The organism is Chitinophaga sp. 22620 (assembly GCF_052044405.1).
Taxonomy (GTDB): Bacteria; Bacteroidota; Bacteroidia; order Chitinophagales; family Chitinophagaceae; genus Chitinophaga.
The window spans coordinates 198600-216091 of the sequence record NZ_JBQEMV010000002.1 but is presented as its reverse complement, the minus strand read 5'-3'; the positions used below and the strand labels follow the sequence as shown (position 1 = coordinate 216091).

General features: G+C 54.1%; 17 protein-coding genes. 6 read left to right on the top strand and 11 right to left on the bottom strand.

Annotation, left to right across the window (positions count from 1 at the left end):
- Positions 1 to 42: 42 nt before the first annotated feature.
- A complete protein-coding gene (locus ACTJIK_RS10415) occupies positions 43 to 2064 on the bottom strand; it encodes a gliding motility-associated C-terminal domain-containing protein (RefSeq protein WP_440646308.1) in 2022 nt (673 codons plus the stop codon).
- A gap of 91 nt (positions 2065 to 2155) precedes the next feature.
- Between ACTJIK_RS10415 and ACTJIK_RS10410 the strand changes: the two genes are divergently transcribed.
- A complete protein-coding gene (locus ACTJIK_RS10410) occupies positions 2156 to 3136 on the top strand; it encodes a Gfo/Idh/MocA family protein (protein WP_440646307.1) in 981 nt (326 codons plus the stop codon).
- Between the two features lie 99 nt (positions 3137 to 3235).
- Here the strand turns inward: ACTJIK_RS10410 and ACTJIK_RS10405 are convergent, their stop codons facing one another.
- The 4 genes from ACTJIK_RS10405 to ACTJIK_RS10390 all read right to left on the bottom strand — a co-directional run bounded on the left by ACTJIK_RS10405 (position 3236) and on the right by ACTJIK_RS10390 (position 7609).
- Positions 3236 to 3919: a 2-C-methyl-D-erythritol 4-phosphate cytidylyltransferase gene (locus ACTJIK_RS10405; RefSeq protein ID WP_440646306.1), complete on the bottom strand. Its 684-nt coding sequence runs from the start codon at positions 3917 to 3919 to the stop codon at positions 3236 to 3238.
- A 79-nt stretch (positions 3920 to 3998) separates the two neighbouring features.
- Positions 3999 to 5048, bottom strand: coding sequence for a tRNA preQ1(34) S-adenosylmethionine ribosyltransferase-isomerase QueA (queA, locus tag ACTJIK_RS10400; protein WP_346318972.1), 1050 nt, complete (start codon positions 5046 to 5048; stop codon positions 3999 to 4001).
- Between the two features lie 66 nt (positions 5049 to 5114).
- Entirely contained in the window at positions 5115 to 6842 is a 1728-nt protein-coding gene (locus ACTJIK_RS10395) for an ABC transporter ATP-binding protein (protein WP_440646304.1), read from the bottom strand.
- On the bottom strand, positions 6839 to 7609 hold the full coding sequence (locus tag ACTJIK_RS10390; RefSeq protein ID WP_440646303.1) for an AMP nucleosidase: 771 nt from the start codon (positions 7607 to 7609) through the stop codon (positions 6839 to 6841). Before ACTJIK_RS10390 ends, ACTJIK_RS10395 begins: the two co-directional genes overlap by 4 nt.
- Before the next feature lie 65 nt (positions 7610 to 7674).
- Between ACTJIK_RS10390 and ACTJIK_RS10385 the strand changes: the two genes are divergently transcribed.
- Positions 7675 to 8166, top strand: a complete 492-nt coding sequence (locus tag ACTJIK_RS10385) for a type I restriction enzyme HsdR N-terminal domain-containing protein (protein WP_440646302.1) — start codon at positions 7675 to 7677, stop codon at positions 8164 to 8166.
- Positions 8167 to 8241: 75 nt separating this feature from the next.
- Here ACTJIK_RS10385 and ACTJIK_RS10380 read toward each other — a convergent pair whose 3' ends face one another.
- The 4 genes from ACTJIK_RS10380 to ACTJIK_RS10365 all read right to left on the bottom strand — a co-directional run bounded on the left by ACTJIK_RS10380 (position 8242) and on the right by ACTJIK_RS10365 (position 11453).
- On the bottom strand, positions 8242 to 9678 hold the full coding sequence (locus ACTJIK_RS10380) for a Glu/Leu/Phe/Val family dehydrogenase (RefSeq protein WP_440646301.1): 1437 nt from the start codon (positions 9676 to 9678) through the stop codon (positions 8242 to 8244).
- 63 nt (positions 9679 to 9741) lie between these two features.
- Entirely contained in the window at positions 9742 to 9996 is a 255-nt protein-coding gene (locus tag ACTJIK_RS10375) for a CcmD family protein (protein WP_440646300.1), read from the bottom strand.
- Positions 9989 to 10654 (bottom strand): cytochrome c biogenesis protein CcsA, encoded by a 666-nt coding sequence (gene ccsA, locus ACTJIK_RS10370; protein ID WP_440646299.1) that lies wholly within the window; start codon positions 10652 to 10654, stop codon positions 9989 to 9991. The genes ACTJIK_RS10375 and ccsA overlap by 8 nt, the downstream gene beginning before the upstream one ends.
- Before the next feature lie 136 nt (positions 10655 to 10790).
- Positions 10791 to 11453 (bottom strand): heme exporter protein CcmB, encoded by a 663-nt coding sequence (locus tag ACTJIK_RS10365; protein ID WP_440646298.1) that lies wholly within the window; start codon positions 11451 to 11453, stop codon positions 10791 to 10793.
- 78 nt (positions 11454 to 11531) lie between these two features.
- On the opposite strand from ACTJIK_RS10365, the gene accC reads away from it, so the two are divergent.
- Positions 11532 to 13019, top strand: coding sequence for an acetyl-CoA carboxylase biotin carboxylase subunit (accC, locus tag ACTJIK_RS10360; protein ID WP_440646297.1), 1488 nt, complete (start codon positions 11532 to 11534; stop codon positions 13017 to 13019).
- A gap of 86 nt (positions 13020 to 13105) precedes the next feature.
- On the top strand, positions 13106 to 13585 hold the full coding sequence (locus ACTJIK_RS10355) for a GtrA family protein (protein WP_440646296.1): 480 nt from the start codon (positions 13106 to 13108) through the stop codon (positions 13583 to 13585).
- On the opposite strand, the gene ACTJIK_RS10350 is transcribed toward ACTJIK_RS10355, so the two are convergent.
- Positions 13563 to 14162 (bottom strand): thymidine kinase, encoded by a 600-nt coding sequence (locus ACTJIK_RS10350; RefSeq protein ID WP_440646295.1) that lies wholly within the window; start codon positions 14160 to 14162, stop codon positions 13563 to 13565. The two genes, ACTJIK_RS10355 and ACTJIK_RS10350, sit on opposite strands and share 23 nt — an antisense overlap.
- 89 nt (positions 14163 to 14251) lie before the next feature.
- Here ACTJIK_RS10350 and ACTJIK_RS10345 point away from each other — a divergent pair, with 89 nt between their 5' ends.
- Positions 14252 to 15025, top strand: a complete 774-nt coding sequence (locus tag ACTJIK_RS10345; protein WP_440646294.1) for a hypothetical protein — start codon at positions 14252 to 14254, stop codon at positions 15023 to 15025.
- On the opposite strand, the gene ACTJIK_RS10340 is transcribed toward ACTJIK_RS10345, so the two are convergent.
- A complete protein-coding gene (locus ACTJIK_RS10340) occupies positions 14995 to 16260 on the bottom strand; it encodes a glycosyltransferase N-terminal domain-containing protein (RefSeq protein ID WP_440646293.1) in 1266 nt (421 codons plus the stop codon). The genes ACTJIK_RS10345 and ACTJIK_RS10340 overlap by 31 nt on opposite strands.
- Before the next feature lie 101 nt (positions 16261 to 16361).
- Here ACTJIK_RS10340 and ACTJIK_RS10335 point away from each other — a divergent pair, with 101 nt between their 5' ends.
- Positions 16362 to 17489: a DegT/DnrJ/EryC1/StrS family aminotransferase gene (locus ACTJIK_RS10335; RefSeq protein ID WP_440646292.1), complete on the top strand. Its 1128-nt coding sequence runs from the start codon at positions 16362 to 16364 to the stop codon at positions 17487 to 17489.
- The last annotated feature ends 3 nt before the right edge of the window (positions 17490 to 17492 follow it).

The following is a 17492-nucleotide window of genomic DNA, read 5'->3' as shown; positions in this document are numbered from 1 at the left end:
AGGCGATGATGAGGGTGATCCGGAGCAAGGCGATGGCAGATGTTATCGCAATAACGTTGCCACTCCTTTCTGGAACACCCTGTTCCCCAGTTCTGTGTCCGTGTATTCAAGCATCCAGGCGTAAGTGCCTACCATCGCGGGAGAGCCGTTGATCTTGCCATCCCATTTCTGCGTCCAGCTGCGCGACTCGAACACCAGCTGGCCGCTGCGGGCGAACACGCGGAACACCAGGTCAGCTGTTTTATAACCATTCAGCGGGTACAGGAAATCATTCACCCCGTCGTTGTTGGGCGTAAATGCCGTCGGCACGGCTACGCGGCAGCTGGGAACGGTTTTAAGGGTATGAATGGCAGTGTCTTCACACATCAGGTTATCCGTTACGATCAGCCTCACCTGGTACACCTGCTCGCGGCTGTTCATGGGGAAACGGAGAGGCTGCGGCGTAACGAGCCGTGTGCCCGGACCAAAACCAAAATCCCAGCGGTGACCGGTGATGTTGCCTATGCTCTGGTTGGTAAAAGTAGCCATGTCCAGCGGGCAAAGCACCGGTGTGCCTATCGTGAAAGCCGCGGTGAGCGTATTGTCCAGCAGGATATTTTCGGTATGCTCCGCTTCGCAAACGCCGTTGCTTACTTTCAGGTTCACTGTTTTCTGGCCGAACAGGCTGTAGACTTTAACAGGCGACTGGGTATTCCGGGTATCGCCGTCCTCGAAGGTCCAGTTCCAGGAATTGACGCCATGGGCGCCGTTATGATGAAGGAAAATAGTGTCGTAGGTACAATCCAGGCGTACACGGTTATCGAAGCGGGCGTTAACGGTGTCCCTGGTCATGAAAGGCACCATCTGGCCCAGCGGGGTTTCCACGCTGCATTCGCTGATGAGCGTATTGCCGTCTGTGCCGCGCACAAGGTCTATCCTGAAATTGCCTTCCAGGTAAACCGGGCCGTTGAGCAGCAGCTCGATCGTATCGGCCAGCTGGCCAGCACAGTTAGTGGCCGCAGCTACCACGTTCACGGCAGGGCCGGTACCGCTGATCCTGAAATCGCTGCCGTTGGCCGCTACGGAACTGCATAGCACAGGACTGCTTAAAAATACCTTGATCCTGTCCGGCTTGCAGCCCACAGGTGAGATCCTGTCAAACGGCACTGCCTGCGGCACGGGCACGCTGATGCCGATGCTGCGGCCCGCGGCTATGGGATTGTCGCAGGCGTCGAGCAGCGTATTACCGTCTGAGCCGGTTTTTACCTGGAGCGTGTAATTCCCGGCAGGCAAAGGACGGTCCAGCACCAGCACAACCGAATCCATATCGAACCCGCTGCCGCAATTCACGCCGGTGGCGCTGACGATGTTGGCTGTACTGCCCGTCAATACGAAATCGCTGCCGTTGGCCGCGAGTGTGTTGCAGCGGAATAGCTTGTTGAATTTGACGGTGATCCTGTTGTTGAGGCAACGGTACTCCGCGCGGGAGAACTCTCCCGTTTTGGGATCGGTGATCACGGCAGTGCCGCCGCCGAAGGCCAGCTCATAACCGCTTTGTGTATTGGTAAAGTGGCTTACCAGCAACAGGTAATCATGCCCAGCCTGGAGCGTTGGCATGCTGCTCCATTTGGGGTATGCCCTGCCTTCGCAGTTCATCAGGCGGGTGCCGGTGTTGTTGGCACCGGTAAGACCTTCTATTTCACTCCAGTTGCCCGCCACCTGGATGGAAGCATTGGTATATACTTCATTCAGGTTCCGGCCGGTTACGTCAAACAACTGCCAGTCGTAATCGTCGCCCAGATCATTGGGCGTGATCGTAAAACCCAGTGTGCCCGCCTGGTAGCAGGTGAATTTGTACCAGAATGGATTCCTGTCCGTAAACTCGGTAGGCGGATTGGCATCGCGGCAGGAAGGCATATTGATCCTCCTGCCCGCACAAAGCGGTACAGACGCCTGCTTCAACTCTTTGGTACCGCAGATGGGGAAGGCGCTTTGCGGCGTCTGACCTATTACGGTGCAGTTCTGTGCTGTCGCACAGTGAACCATCAACATCAGGGGCAATATGATCAGGAAGAAAAAACGCATGGAATTAATTGAGCCAATATAGAATTATTATATAAAGTAATAACATACGGTTTTGTTACATTTGCAGGAATTTTCTATAAAAACTCAATTCATGCTCAAAATAGGTTTGTTCGGCGTAGGGCATTTAGGCAAGATCCATTTATCCCAGCTTACCACGATGAAAGACGTGGAAGTAACGGGATTTTTTGATCCCAGCGACGATAATGCCAGCGGCGTTCACGAGCAATACGAGATCAAACGTTTCGATTCCGCGGAAGAACTGATCATGGCTTCGGATGCCATAGACATTGTTGCCCCTACCACCCAGCACTTCAAGCTTTGCGAAATGGCTATCCGAAACGGCAAGCATGTGTTCGTGGAAAAACCCATGACCAATACCATGGAAGAGGCCAAGCTGCTGGTGAAACTGGTGGAAGAAGCCAATATCAAATTCCAGGTAGGGCATGTTGAAAGGTTCAATCCCGCATTCCTCGCGCTCAAGGGCGTAGACCTCAACCCGATGTTCATCGAGGTGCACCGCCTCGCTGAATTCAATCCCCGCGGTACGGACGTGAGCGTGATCCTGGACCTGATGATCCACGACATCGACATCGTGCTGAGCATCGTGAAATCCAGCATCAGCCGCATTTCTGCAAGCGGCGTAGCTGTCATGAGCGACACACCCGATATTGCTAACGTACGTATCGAATTCCATAACGGCTGCGTGGCTAACCTTACTTCCAGCCGCATTTCCCTTAAAAAAATGCGCAAAATGCGCCTCTTCCAGAAAGACGCATACATCGGTATCGACTTCCTGGATAAAAAGACCGAGATCATCAAGCTCAAAACCCCTGCGGACGAAGGCCTCTTTACGCTGGATATTGCCACCAACAACGGCAAAAAGACCATTGCCATCGCAAACCCGGAGATCAAACAATCCAACGCCATCCGTATGGAACTGGAACTTTTCCGCGACGCCATCCTGGAAAACAAACCCGTGCCTGTGAACGTGATAGATGGCTTCCAGGCGCTTGAAGCTGCGCACCAGATCCTGCAAAAGATCGGGAAAGGCCAGCAACAGCCGGGAGAGTAGTGAACCGGCAGGACTGTAAATTCTATTCCAGGATAAAAACGGAACAGGCAAGGGTAAAGCGTTACTAACTTCATCCCGTATACGAAGTATCTGCGCGCTCTACAACCTGTGCCCCGACAGGAAAGCGTTAGCAATTGCAAGATCCACCGGCCGGGTGATCTTAATGTTCTGCTCCTCTCCTTCCACCAGGTGTATCTCTTCACCCGCCCTTTCCACTACACTGGCTTCGTCAGTAAATAAAGGATCATAAGGCTGCGTAAATGCAGGCTGCAATACTTCGGATAAAAATGTCTGGGGCGTTTGTATGATCCTGAAACGGCTGCGGTCCACCGCCATATTCCCTTCGTCGTCCACTTCGCGGAGGCTGTCCTTCATTTCAACAGCAGGAATAGCATTACCTTTCGCCAAAGCGCCTTCATAACACCGGCGGATCAACGAAGGGCTCAGCAGCGGGCGCACCCCGTCGTGCACAAAAATGACAGCGCTTTGCCGGATAACATCCAGGCCGTTCTTCACGGAATGGAAACGGGTTTCGCCACCCTGCACCAGCGTAATGGAAGGCGGCCTGTCGAAAGCAGTGAGCAGCGTGGCAATATAAGCCTGGTGCGCATCCGGCACTACCAGCACGACATGCATATCCTCGTACGCCTGCAAAAACGCGCTGATGGTGTGATACAGCAAAGGCTTGCCGCCGATTTCCATGAATTGTTTGGGCGTGGCGCTGCCCATGCGGGTACCGGAACCTCCGGCAACGATAACGGCTATTTTGATCCTGTCTGCCATGAATACGAAGTAAGGCAATTTTTATAAAAAAAGGCAAACAGCGTGATGCTGTTTGCCTTTCCGGTAATGTCGTGTTTCATCAGATGATGAGCATTGCGTCGCCATAGCTGAAGAAGCGGTATTTTTCCTTGATGGCCTGCTGGTAAGCTTCCATGATCAGGTCGTAACCGGCAAAGGCGCATACCATGATCAATAGACTGGTTTTAGGCAGGTGGAAGTTGGTCACCAGCGCGTTCGGGATAGAGAAGTCGTACGGCGGATGAATAAAGGTGTTGGTCCAGCCTTCGGCTGCTTTCAGATGGTTCTGGGCAGTAACAGAAGACTCCACGGCACGCACGGTAGTGGTACCGATGGCGCAGATCTTGCGGTTCTCTTCTTTTGCCTTGTTGACGATCTTCACTGCGTATTCATCGATGTGGAAATATTCCGCATCCATTTTATGCTTGCTCAGGTCTTCCACCTCAATAGGGCGGAAGGTACCAAGACCGGTATGCAGGGTCACTTCGGCGAACTTCACGCCTTTGATCTCCAGGCGTTTGATCAGCTCACGGCTGAAGTGCAGGCCGGCGGTAGGCGCAGCTACGGCTCCTTCGTACTTGGCGTAAACGGTCTGGTAACGCTCTTTATCGTCTTCTTCCGGCTTGCGCTTGATATACTTGGGCAGGGGCGTTTCACCCAGGCTGTCCAGCACGGCTTTGAACTCCTCGTCGTTGCCTTCGAACAGGAAACGGATGGTACGGCCGCGGGACGTGGTGTTGTCGATCACTTCTGCTACCAGGCTCTCATCATCTCCAAAATACAGCTTGTTGCCCACCCTGATCTTCCTTGCGGGATCAACGATCACGTCCCAGAGACGGTTCTGCTTGTTGAGCTCACGGAGCAAAAACACCTCGATCTTGGCGCCGGTCTTCTCCTTACGGCCATAAAGGCGCGCAGGGAACACCTTGGTGTTGTTCACCACCATTACGTCTTTGTCGTTGAAATAACCGAGGATGTCTTTGAAAACCTTGTGCTCAATCTTGCCTGTTGCGCGGTTTACCACCATCAGGCGGCTCTCGTCTCTTGTCTTGGAAGGATGTTGTGCGATCAGGTTTAACGGCAGATCGAACTTGAATTGTGATAATTTCATATTACGGTATGAATGAATTTAAAGTGTGCAAAGGTACGGAATATAACATACTTTACGAAAAAAGGTTCAACGCCCGGGAATAGCAGCTATCAGCTCGCGGGTATAGGCGCTTTGCGGATGATGGTAAACCTCGCGCGCATTGCCGATCTCCGCGATCTTCCCCTTGCTCATCACCATCATCCGGTCGCTCATAAAATGAACAACGGAAAGGTTATGTGAAATAAAAATATACGTGAAATTGAATTCCTGCTGCAGCCGGACCAGCAAATTGAGCACCTGGGCCTGAACGCTTACGTCCAGCGCGGAAACGGACTCGTCGCAGATGATGAACTCCGGGTTCACGGCCAGCGCCCGGGCAATTACCACCCTTTGCCGCTGCCCGCCGGAGAATTCGTGGGGATAACGGTTGTAATGTTCCGGCAGCAGGTTCACCTTTTCCAGCAGTTCCAGCACCTTTTCCCTGCGGGCGCGGTCGTTATCGTATAAACCGTGCACCATCATGGGTTCCAGGATGGCCTGTCCCACGGTAAGGCGGGGATTGAGGGAAGAATACGGGTCCTGGAAGATCAGTTGTATGTGCTTGCGCATGGCGCGCATCTCTCTGGCGCTCAGGCTGCGGAGGTCTTTGCCGCGGTATTGGATACTGCCATGGGTAGGCTCTATCAGCCGGAGGAGCGTGCGGCTGAGGGTGGTTTTCCCGCAGCCTGATTCCCCCACCAGTCCCAGCGTTTCCCCTTCCCGCACTTCAAAACTTACATCATCCACCGCTTTGGTATAGCTGCGCACTTTACCCAGGAGGCTCTTTTTACCCGGGAACCAGGTACTGAGGCCTTCCACTTTCAGGAGCGGGGAACGGGTGTTCAGCAATTCTTCCCTGGCTTTCTGCTCAGCTTCTGGCAGTATCAGCGAACGCACAAACGCGTCCACATTGGCCGCCTGGCCGCCTTCGGTAAAGTCCCGCACTACGGGCAGGCGCCGCAGGCGGAGGTCCAGCGGTGGGCGGCAGGCCAGCAGCCCTTTGGTATAGGGATGCTGCGGTTGATTGAAAATATCTTCGACTGCACCTTCTTCCACGATCTCGCCTTTGTACATCACCGCCACCCGGCTGGCGATCTCTGCGATCACGCCCAGGTCGTGGGTAATGAAAATAACGCTCATGCCCATCTCCTGCTGTAATTCGCGGAGCAGCTCCAGGATGGTTTTTTGCACGGTAACGTCCAGCGCGGTGGTAGGCTCGTCCGCGATCAGCAGGCGCGGGCCGCAGCAAACGGCCATGGCTATCATCACCCGCTGCTTCTGCCCGCCGGAAAGCTCATGGGGATATTTATCGAAGGCCTCCCGGGGGTTGGGTATCCGCACCCGTTCGAACAGGGCGATGGTTTGGTTCCGGGCGGCGGATTCGGAAACTTTTTTATGCAGCCTGATCACTTCCGCCACCTGCCGCCCGCAGGTGTGCAGCGGGTTCAGCGAGGTCATGGGCTCCTGGAAGATCATGGCTATTTCGTGCCCGCGGTAGCTGCGGAGCGCAGCCGGCGGCAGTTCCAGGATATCCGTTGCTGCTTTGCCTTCCGGCTGGTACAGTATCTTCCCCCCGCTGATATTGCCCGGCGCGGCAATCAGCCGCATAAGGCTCAGCGCCGTTACGGATTTGCCGGAGCCGGATTCGCCGACGATGCCGACGATCTCCCCGGGCCGGATATCCAGCGATATGCCCTTGACAGCTGTTACCAGGCTTTCTTCGGTACGGAAAGTGACTTCCAGGTTGCGGATGGATACGAGCGGAGCGGAACTCAAAAGCGCAGGTGTTTAACGGTTTGGTGACTGTTGATCAGGTTCTTCAGGGAATCCACCCCTATTTTCAGGTGACGCTCCACATATTCATTGGTCACCTTTTTATCGCTTTCTTCAGTCTTAACGCCTTCAGGCACCATCGGCTGGTCAGACACCAGGAGCAACGCGCCGGTCGGGATCTTGTTGTAGAAACCCACCGAAAAGATCGTGGCCGTTTCCATGTCTATCGCCATGGTGCGGATGCGTTCCAGGTATTTTTTGAATTCAGCGTCGTGCTCCCATACGCGCCGGTTAGTGCTGTAGCAGGTGCCGGTCCAGTAGTCGCAGCCGTATTCGCGGATGGTGGTGGAAATGGCCTTTTGGAGGGCGAAGGCAGGAAGGGCGGGCACTTCGGCGGGAAAATAGTCGTTGGAAGTACCTTCCCCGCGGATGGCCGCAATGGGCAGTATCAGGTCGCCGATGGAATTTTTCTTTTTCAGCCCCCCGCATTTGCCGAGGAACAGCACGGCGCTGGGAGTGATGGCGCTGAGCAGGTCCATCACGGTAGCCGCACCGGGACTGCCCATGCCGAAATTTATAATGGTGATGTCGCCGGAAGTACAGCACTGCATAGGGCGGTCCACGCCAACGATCTTGGCATTGTTCCATTTGGCGAACATCGTCACATAATTGGAAAAATTAGTGAGCAGGATATGCGAGCCGAAGTTCTCCAGCTTCTCTCCTGTATAGCGGGGAAGCCAATTAGCTACTATCTCTTCTTTCGTCTTCATAGCTTTTTGACAAGTGAATGTAATGTTTTTTCCCGAAAGCGCCGCGAGTTGCATAGTTTTGCGGCATGATCGCGATACAGTTCCCCCCGCACGACTTCAAGATCACCGCCAGTAACGGGCAGGAGATGATCTTTGACCCGTTCCGTAAAAAATACGTGACGCTGACGCCGGAAGAATGGGTACGCCAGAATTTCCTCAATTACCTCGTCAAAAGCCGCCAGTACCCGGGTGCGCTGCTGAGCATAGAAAAGGAAATGAACCTGGGCGAGCTGAAAAAGCGCTGCGACATCGTGGTGTACACCCGCGAGGCGGCTCCCTGGATGATCGTGGAATGCAAGGAAATGGGCGTGCCGCTCGGGCAGCCGGTGCTGGAGCAGATCGTACGGTATCATATGGCGCTGCCGGTGCCTTACCTGGTGATCACCAACGGCACCAATACCTGGTGCTGCAAGCTGAATACCGAAGCGGGAAGCTGGGAATTTGAGAGCGACCTGCCGGACTACCCGCCGGTTGCGCCGTCCGAGAGCCCCGATGCGCCCAATATTCCGGAAGCCTGATATCCTTCGTCTTCCCTAAACGAAAAATGGCCAGGCATGCGCCCGGCCATCTCCGCCTTTAAAAATAAAATCCGATCAGGGAAAAATGCCCAGCTGCTCGTATGCCACGCCCACCTTATCGATGGCGCAAACGTACGCTGCCGTGCGCATGTCTTTGATCTTCTTATGTTCGAGTGATTTCTCGCGTACTTCGTGGAGCGCGGTGATCATGGTCTCTTCCAGGCCGGAATACACCAGGTCCACCTCATCAGCGCCATGGGCGATGAATTTCCTTTCTTTTTCAGACACCTTTTTGCCGGTCAGCTCTTCGATCTGGCCGAGGATGTGCACGTTCATGTTTTCGTCGAAGCGTTTGCCGAGGCGGCCGTAACGCACATGGCTGAGGTTTTTCAGCCATTCGAAATAAGAAACGGTCACGCCGCCCGCGTTCAGGAACATGTCCGGCACCACGATCACGCCTTTTTTGGCGAGGATCTCGTCCGCCTCAGGCGTCAGCGGGCCGTTGGCGGCTTCACCGATGATCTTTGCCTTGATGCGGGGTGCATTTTCTTCGTGGATCACGTTTTCCAGCGCGGCGGGTATCAGGATGTCGCATTCCAGTTCCAGGCCGTCCGTATTTTTCTTGAGGTTCTTGGAGCCGGGGAAGCCAGTGATGGAGCCGGTTTCGTTACGGTGTTTCAGCACGGCGTCAGGATCCATGCCTTTGGAGTTATAGATAGCGCCGTCATATTCAATAAGGCCGATCACTTTGGCGCCGGCTTCATGGAAGTACTTCGCAGCATGGTAACCCACGTTACCCATACCCTGTACCACCACGGTCTTGCCTTCGATGCCGGGCTCCAGGCCGATCTTTTTCATGTCTTCCTTCACATTGCACAGCTCGCGGAGACCGTAGAACACACCGAGGCCGGTGGCTTCCTTGCGGCCGCGCACACCGCCCATCGGCAAGGGTTTGCCGGTCACGCAGCCGTAACCGTCAATTTCCCCCGGGCGGAGGCTCATGTAAGTATCCAGTATCCAGCTCATTTCGCGCTCACCGGTACCGTAATCCGGTGCAGGCACGTCAATGCCCGGGCCGATGAAGTTCTTCTTCACCAGTTCTGCCGTGTAACGGCGGGTAATGGCTTCCAGCTGGAAAGGAGTGTAGTTGCGGGGATTGATCTTGATGCCGCCTTTGGCGCCGCCGAAGGGCACGTTCACGATGGCGCATTTGTAGGTCATCAGCGCGGCCAGCGCCATCACTTCGTCCTGGTTCACTTCTTCGCTGAAGCGGATGCCTCCTTTACAGGGCAGCTTGTGATGAGAGTGTTGTACCCGGTATGCCTCAATTACATCGATGCTGTCCCCTACTCTCACGGGGAACTTAATGCGGTATACAGCGTTACAGGCTTTGATCTGTTCCAATATCCCTTTATCCCACTTGGTGAACTGAGCGGCTTTGTCGAAGCTCATTTCCACGCTGTGGAAAAAGTTATAGTGCTGTTCTTGCGTCAGCGCTTTTGCTTTAGCCATAAAAAACGGTTTAGATATGTTGTTTTGGTGTTGTTGTAAGCAGGGTTATAGAAAAATCCGGTGTTATTCCTTTTCAAGCCTGGTCAGCCGCCGGTCCAGCCTTACCAGGTAAAACACGATAAAGATGAAAATGATCACCAGCAGGCCTACTACCACGTAAATCTTGTCGCTGCTGCGGAAAAATTCGTTGACCGGGCCGGTTTCGGTGTTCTGCTGCTGAACGGTTTCCGTTACTGCGCGCGCTGTGTCTTGTCCAAAAACGCTGGTAAGGGAAAGCATAAAGCATGCGAAGAGGAGATAAGCAAGTCTTTTAGCCATGAAGGATATTTTTAAGCTCTAATCTTTTGTAGCGGTTCCGTAAAGTATAGATCCAGATGCCCAGCAGCGTCCAGCCGAGGAATGCGGGCCAGAGCACCATCCTGATGGTGCCGGCAGTGTCCTGCGAGCTGAATCCGGGGCTGCTGGCGCTGCCCGGGTGAAGGGACTCCACCATTCTCGGGATGATATACGTCAGCGGGATCAGCAGGGCAAAGGCGAAAACGTTGAAGATGGCGGATACGCGGGCCCTTTTGTCCAGGTCGGTAAAGGAGAGGCGCAGCACGAGGTAAGCCATGTAAATGGTAAGGGCGATGGCGGTGGTCATTTGCTTAGGATCGCTGACGATGGTGCCCCCCCAGGTATAAGTGCTCCACAGCATGCCGGTGGCGAAGCCCATGAGGCCGAATAGTACGCCCACGCTGCCTGCGCTGGAAGCGCGGATGTCTCTCCGGAGGTCGTTCGTGGACAGGTACCACACGGAATTTACGACGGAAATAGTGAGCAGGGTGTACATCGCCATCCACATCGGCAAGTGAAAGAAGATGCCCCTGATTGCCTGCAGGTTATTGCCGATAGACGGCACTTTAACGCTGAAACCTCCGATGATGACATAGAGGAGGATGAGTACGCAGGCGATTTTCCACCAGTTTTTAGCCATTATTCAATTGAAATATGTGGGGGCAAACCTACACGATTTAACGCTAACGGCAAAGCAATTTACCGATTTTGACGTTCGTGCAACAGGGTGCCCGATCGTTGAAAAACCTATACCCCCGGAGGGTATTTGTTAAAATTTATTCTTTCCAGAGGAAAGGGAAAAGTATCAGCGCCAGGGCAATTACCAGCACATCCATGCCCGCCAGCAGCAGGAACATGCCTGCCAGGCCCGGCTGCACCACTGGCGCAAAAGCGCTCTGGGAGATATTGCTCAGCAGCATCAGAATGGGCATAATGAGCGGGAAACCCATGATGGCCATGAGCGCGGCGTTCTGGCTGGCCTGGGCCGCAATGGCCGCCAGCATGGTGAACAGCAGGGAAAGACTGATGCCGCCCAGCAATGCCACCCCCAGGAAATACAGGCCGTGACTGAGCGGGTTGCCCAGGAAAAGCAGGCAGCACACCAGCGTTACCACGCTGAAAACCAGCATCAGCAGTACGTTATAGATCAGCTTGGCCGCGATGAAATAACGCGGATGGACCAACGAATAGAAGTACAGCAGCCGGCCGCGGCTTTCCTGCATAAAGCTCTTCGCTACCGCGTTCACGCATACGAACAGCTGCACCACCCAGAACATGGCGTTCCACATCTTGTCCTCCGGCTCCTTCACCATCAGGTTGATCACGAACACGGTGGAGAACACGTAAAGCAGGATGCCGAACAGGGCGTGCCGCTGCCGCCATTCCAGCAACAGGTCTTTTTTTACCAGCGCAACGATCTGCGATAAAGGACTTTTCACGGGAGCAAAGATAACTTTGCCCGGCGAAATTGAAATCCATTAACTTTAGCCCTTTGATTCAACCAGCGAACAAACCGTATGAAGAAGATCGTAGTTGCCAACCGCGGGGAAATAGCGCTCCGCGTCATGCGTTCAGCCAGGGAAATGGGTATTGCCACCGTTGCCGTCTACTCGGAAGCGGACCGTACGATGCCTTTTGTGCAATACGCGGATGAGGCCGTTTGCATCGGCCCCGCCCCTTCCAGCCAGAGCTACCTGCTGGGCGGAAAGATCATTGAAGTGGCGCGGCAGACGGGTGCGGACGCGATCCATCCCGGCTATGGCTTCCTGAGCGAGAACGCCGGTTTTGCCCGCGCGGTTACCGAAGCGGGACTCATCTTTATCGGCCCCTCCGCCGCTTCTATTGAAGTGATGGGCAGCAAGCTGGCAGCCAAACAGGCGGCGCAGCAGTTCGGCGTACCCATGGTGCCCGGCACGGAAACGCCCCTGCGCAGCATCGACGAAGCACGGGAAGTGGTGAAAAAGACCGGCTTCCCCATCCTCATCAAAGCATCCGCCGGCGGCGGCGGCAAAGGCATGCGCGTGGTGCAGCAGGAAAGCGAACTGGAAGAACAGATACAGCTCGCCAAAAATGAGGCCCTCAGCGCGTTTGGAGACGATGCCGTATTCATCGAAAAATACGTGACCGCCCCGCGGCATATTGAAATACAGGTGCTGGGCGACCAGCATGGCCATTGCGTATACCTTTTCGAAAGGGAATGTTCCATTCAGCGCCGCCACCAGAAACTGATCGAGGAAGCGCCTTCTTCCGTGCTTACCCCGGCCATCCGCGCCGCCATGGGCGAATGCGCGGTGAACGTGGCCCGCGCCTGCAACTATTATGGCGCAGGCACCGTGGAATTCCTGGTAGACGACCAACTGAACTTCTATTTCCTGGAAATGAACACCCGCCTGCAGGTAGAGCACCCCGTTACAGAAATGATCACCGGGCTGGACCTGGTGAAAGAACAGATCCGCATTGCGGACGGCGGCAGGCTGCCTTTCACGCAGAACGATCTGAAGATCAACGGCCATGCCATAGAGCTGCGCATCTGCGCGGAAGACCCCGCCAACAACTTCCTGCCCGATACCGGGCGCCTTGAGACCTACATCCGCCCGCAGGGCTACGGTGTGCGGGTAGACGATGGATATGAAGAAGGCATGGACATCCCCATTTTCTACGACCCCATGATCTCCAAGCTGATAGCCTGGGGCGCCACCCGGGAAGAAGCCAGGGAAAGGCTTCTCCGCGCAATAGACGAATATCGTGTAACCGGCATCCGCACTACTTTGCCTTTCGGCAAATGGGCCCTGCAGCAGGCCCCGTTCATTGAAGGGAATTTCGATACCAACTTCATTGCCCGGTATTTCACGCCGCAGGCGCTGGAAAATAAAGACGAACAGACTACCCGTGCGGCGGCCATCCTGGCGGCACAGCTGTGGCAGGCTGCAGCCCGGCCCGCGACGGCGGTGAACACGGCGCAGGCTACCCCCACAAAATGGAAATCAAGGAAAACATACCGGTAGCAGGCGGGCGACATTATAGTGATGTTAAAATCCCGCCGCCGTATCTATATTTAAAATTCCGTTTGTAGCTTTGCAGCGTTTTACAAATGAAACAGCTGATATTCAACATACTGGCATTTTTCTACAAGCCTTTTTCAAAAATGATGCCTTTCCAGACCTTCCGCTACATTGCCTGCGGGGGCGGGAATACGCTCCTGGATTTCACGTTGTTCTCTATCACCAACTACATCATTTTCAAAGAACAGCTGGTACGCCTTCCTTTTATTACAATGACCTCTCACATAGCCGCTGTATTGGTGGCCTTTGCTGTAAGCTTTCCTACAGGTTTCCTGCTCAATAAATATATTGTTTTCTCGGACTCCAATCTGCGCGGCAGGGTACAGCTGGTCAGGTACGTAATACTTGTGGCATGCTGCCTTTTGCTGAATTATGTATGCATGAAACTTTTCGTGGACGTTTGCGGCCTGGATGCGATGATCGGCAAGGTATTGACCATTATTATCGTAGTGTCTTTCAGTTATATCACGCAGAAAAAGTTCACTTTTAAAGTGAAGGTCGAGCCGTAGCGGTCAATTCTTCGCCCCGGTTGTAACAATCCCTGCACCGCGGCTCGTACAGATCGGTTTCCCCTAATAATACCGCCTGTTTATTTTTACTTTTCCGGTAGCTGTGCGTGGCGATGTTGCCGCATTGCACACAAATGGCATGCAGCTTCGTGATGTATTCCGCTTTGGCCAGCAATGCGGGAATGGGGCCGAACGGCTCTCCCTGGAAATTCATGTCCAGCCCCGCCACGATCACCCTCATGCCGGCAAGCGCCAGCTGGTCGCACACGTTGGGGAGCTCCAGGTCAAAAAACTGCGCTTCGTCTATGCCCACCACATCCACCCCCTGGCCCAGGAGCAATATCTGCTGCGAGCTGTCTACCGGCGTGGACAAGATCCTGTTTTCGTTGTGAGACACGATCTGTTCCTCGTCATACCGCGTATCGATGGCGGGTTTGAATATTTCCACGCTCAGGTTGGCGAAGCGGGCGCGCTTCAGCCTGCGGATCAGTTCCTCCGTTTTGCCCGAGAACATGGAGCCGCAGATAACTTCGATCCATCCGCGGCGACCTCCCGTAAGAGAAGGTTCAATAAACATATTATAGTATTTTGATTACTAAGTGGTTAAAAAAGTATAACTTAGTGCAATTAAAATAATTTCCATTAGATGGCGTTAACAATTAAGGCATGGAAAAGATAAATGCATTAATTGACAAACTGCAGGAACTGAAAAATTCAGCTGCCGGTTTGCAAACCATATCCTACTATACGCAGTTGTTGCAGGCTGAAATACTTCACCAGCGCAATCTGCAGAAACAACAGGAAATTCGGGGCAATGGCCATGTGGCCGTGATTATGCCCGCGCATATGCCTGTTGTGGAAAAACAGGTAGTTCCTCCCCCGCCGCAGGAGCCTGAAAAAATTCAGCCTGCCGCGGAAAAAGCACAGCCTGCCCAGGAAAAGGTGCTGCAACCCAATGTACAGCAGAATGGTTATGCGCCGGACCGTGTGCCGGTAAAGCCGCCGCGGCCTGAAGAAAAGCCCGCAGCCGCCACCCTGTTCGATCCGCCGCCGCCCGTTCAGCCCAAACCTGCGCAACCAGAGCATACCAATGGCAGCAATATCCGCAAGGAACTGAATGAGCTGGTAGGCAAACAATCTCCTTCCCTGAACGATACACTCCGCAAAAATAATCTTGAAGTAGGCGAAAAGCTCAGCGGCATTGGCATCAATGACCTGAAAAGCGCCATCGGCATCAACGACAAGTTCCAGTTCATACAGGAGCTTTTCCGCGGCGACCACAGCATGTACGAGCGTTCGCTCAAAACCATCAACGAGGCCGCTTCCCTCCAGGATGCCGAATACTGGATAGAGCGCGAGCTGAAGATCAAGCTGGGATGGGATGAATCAGACCACCTGGTGAAGCAGTTCTATTCGCTCGTGAGGAAACGTTTTTCCTGAATATACCGCACGATCTTTTCTGTCGCGCCCTGGTTCTCCTCTACGAAGCGCCCGGCAATTTCCGCTGCCTGCCCGTAATAATAGGGATCTTTCAGTGCTTCTATCGCCCTGCGTAATTCTTCCGCATTATTGATCACGATCGCGCCGCGCGTTTGTACCAGCGTTTCCGCTTCCAGGAACTGGTGAAAGACCGGGCCTATGATCACCGGTTTCCCGTAAGTGGCGGGCTCCAGCAGGTTGTGAATGCCCCCCTTCCCGAAACCGCCGCCCACGTACGCCGTGCGGCCATACCGGTACAGTGCGGAGAGCATGCCCACGTTATCGATAATGAGCACTGAAGCCGGACCGGCCTTGCCGGCGGCGAATTCCGAATATTTTACCGCATCAGGGAACAGCGTTTGTATATGCTCAATATGCGGCGCATTGATCTCATGCGGGGCCAGCACCAGCTGGCGGCCTTCCCGGCCGCCGCCATACCACCATTCAGCGATCACCTTTTCATCCGCTTCCCAGGTGCTGCCCGCCACGAGCACGTTATCCATGGTGATGAACCGCTCTATTTCCGGCAGGCTCACCGGGTGCTGCCGCAGCTGCCATACCCGGTCGAACCGCGTATCTCCCGCCACCGTCACCTGGCCGATACCATGGATATTCAGCAGGTGAAGGGAAGCGTCGTTCTGCACAAAAAGCCGGTCCATACGCTTTAACAAGCTTCTGAACATACCGCCATACCATTTAAAGAACACCTGTCCATGGCGGAAAATGCCGGAAATGAGGATCACGTGCACTTTGCGGGCATACATATTATCCAGGTAATGATACCAGAATTCATATTTGATAAAAATGGCGAGGGAGGGTTTCACAATATCCAGGAAACGCCTGGCATTGGCCGGGGTATCCAGCGGGAGGTAACAAACGTGGTCCGCGCCGGGATAGTCTTTCCGCACCTCGTAACCCGAAGGCGAAAAAAAAGTGAGCAGGATGCGCAGGCCGGGATATTCCTTCCGAAGCGCTTCCAGCACGGGTCTTCCCTGTTCAAACTCCCCCAGTGAGGCAGCATGCACCCAGAGCACCCGGCCGGCGCCCTTCATAGCCGCCTCCAGGGCGGGCCAGGGGTCTTTCCGGCCGTTCACCCACAGCTGCGCTTTTTTATTCCCCCCGATACCGGCCGCCAGCCCTAAAGCCGCACGGTAAGCGCCTATACCGGCATTATAGCAAAAAATCGATAAACTCACAGAATTGATAATTAACCCAATAAATCGAAACCTTCGCAAAGATAGTCCCTACACCTATCCCAAAATTTGTAAATTTGCGGACTCTAAAATTGATATCCTACATGGTTCCTATTCAGATGGTGGATTTAAAACGCCAATACAGCAAGATTAAACCGCAGGTAGATGCAGCCATTCAGGATGTGCTGGAAAGTGCCGCTTTCATTAATGGAGCCCCTGTACAGCAGTTTTCACAGGAACTGGGGGGATACCTGGGCACGAAGCATGTGATTCCCTGCGCAAACGGAACCGACGCGCTCCAGATAGCCATGATGGCCCTGGGCCTTGAGCCGGGCGATGAAGTGATCACCCCTTCCTTTACTTTTATTGCCACCGCGGAAGTGATAGCCCTTCTGAGGCTCAAACCTGTGTTCGTGGATATCGATCCGAAAACGTACTGCATTGATCCGCAGGCGATTGAGAAAGCAATCACCCCCAAAACAAAAGCCATCGTGCCGGTTCACCTGTACGGCCATAGCGCGGATATAGAGGCGATCATGGACATTGCGCAGCGCCATAACCTCTACGTGATAGAAGACAATGCACAGGCTATCGGCAGCCATTACACGAAAAAAGACGGGACCACCAAAAAAGTGGGCACCTTCGGCCATATCGGCTGCACTTCTTTTTTCCCCAGCAAAAACCTGGGCTGTTACGGAGACGGCGGCGCCCTGTTCACCGACGACGATGCCCTGGCTGCAAAGATCAGGATGATCGCCAACCACGGCCAGAGCCAGCGTTATTACCACGATGAAGTGGGCGTGAACAGCAGGCTGGATACCCTCCAGGCCGTAGTGCTCCGCATCAAGCTGCAATTACTCGATCAATATATTGCTTCCAGAAGGGAAGTTGCCAACGCTTACAACACCGCCTTTGCCAATACCCCACAGATCATAACACCTTACGAGGCCCCCAACCAGCTGCATGTATTCCATCAGTATACGCTCCAGCTGGAAGGTGCGGACCGCAACAAGCTCCAGGAATTTCTGGCCGGTAAACAAGTACCGTCCATGATCTATTACCCCGTGCCCGCGCACCGTCAGAAAATGTTCGAAGGCATGACCGCCACCAACATGCACCTGCCCGTAACAGACACCCTGACGGGGAAATGTATTTCCCTGCCCGTCCACACGGAAATGGATCGTGACCAGTTAGACCATATCATTTATTCGATTAAATCATTTTTAAACTAGCCC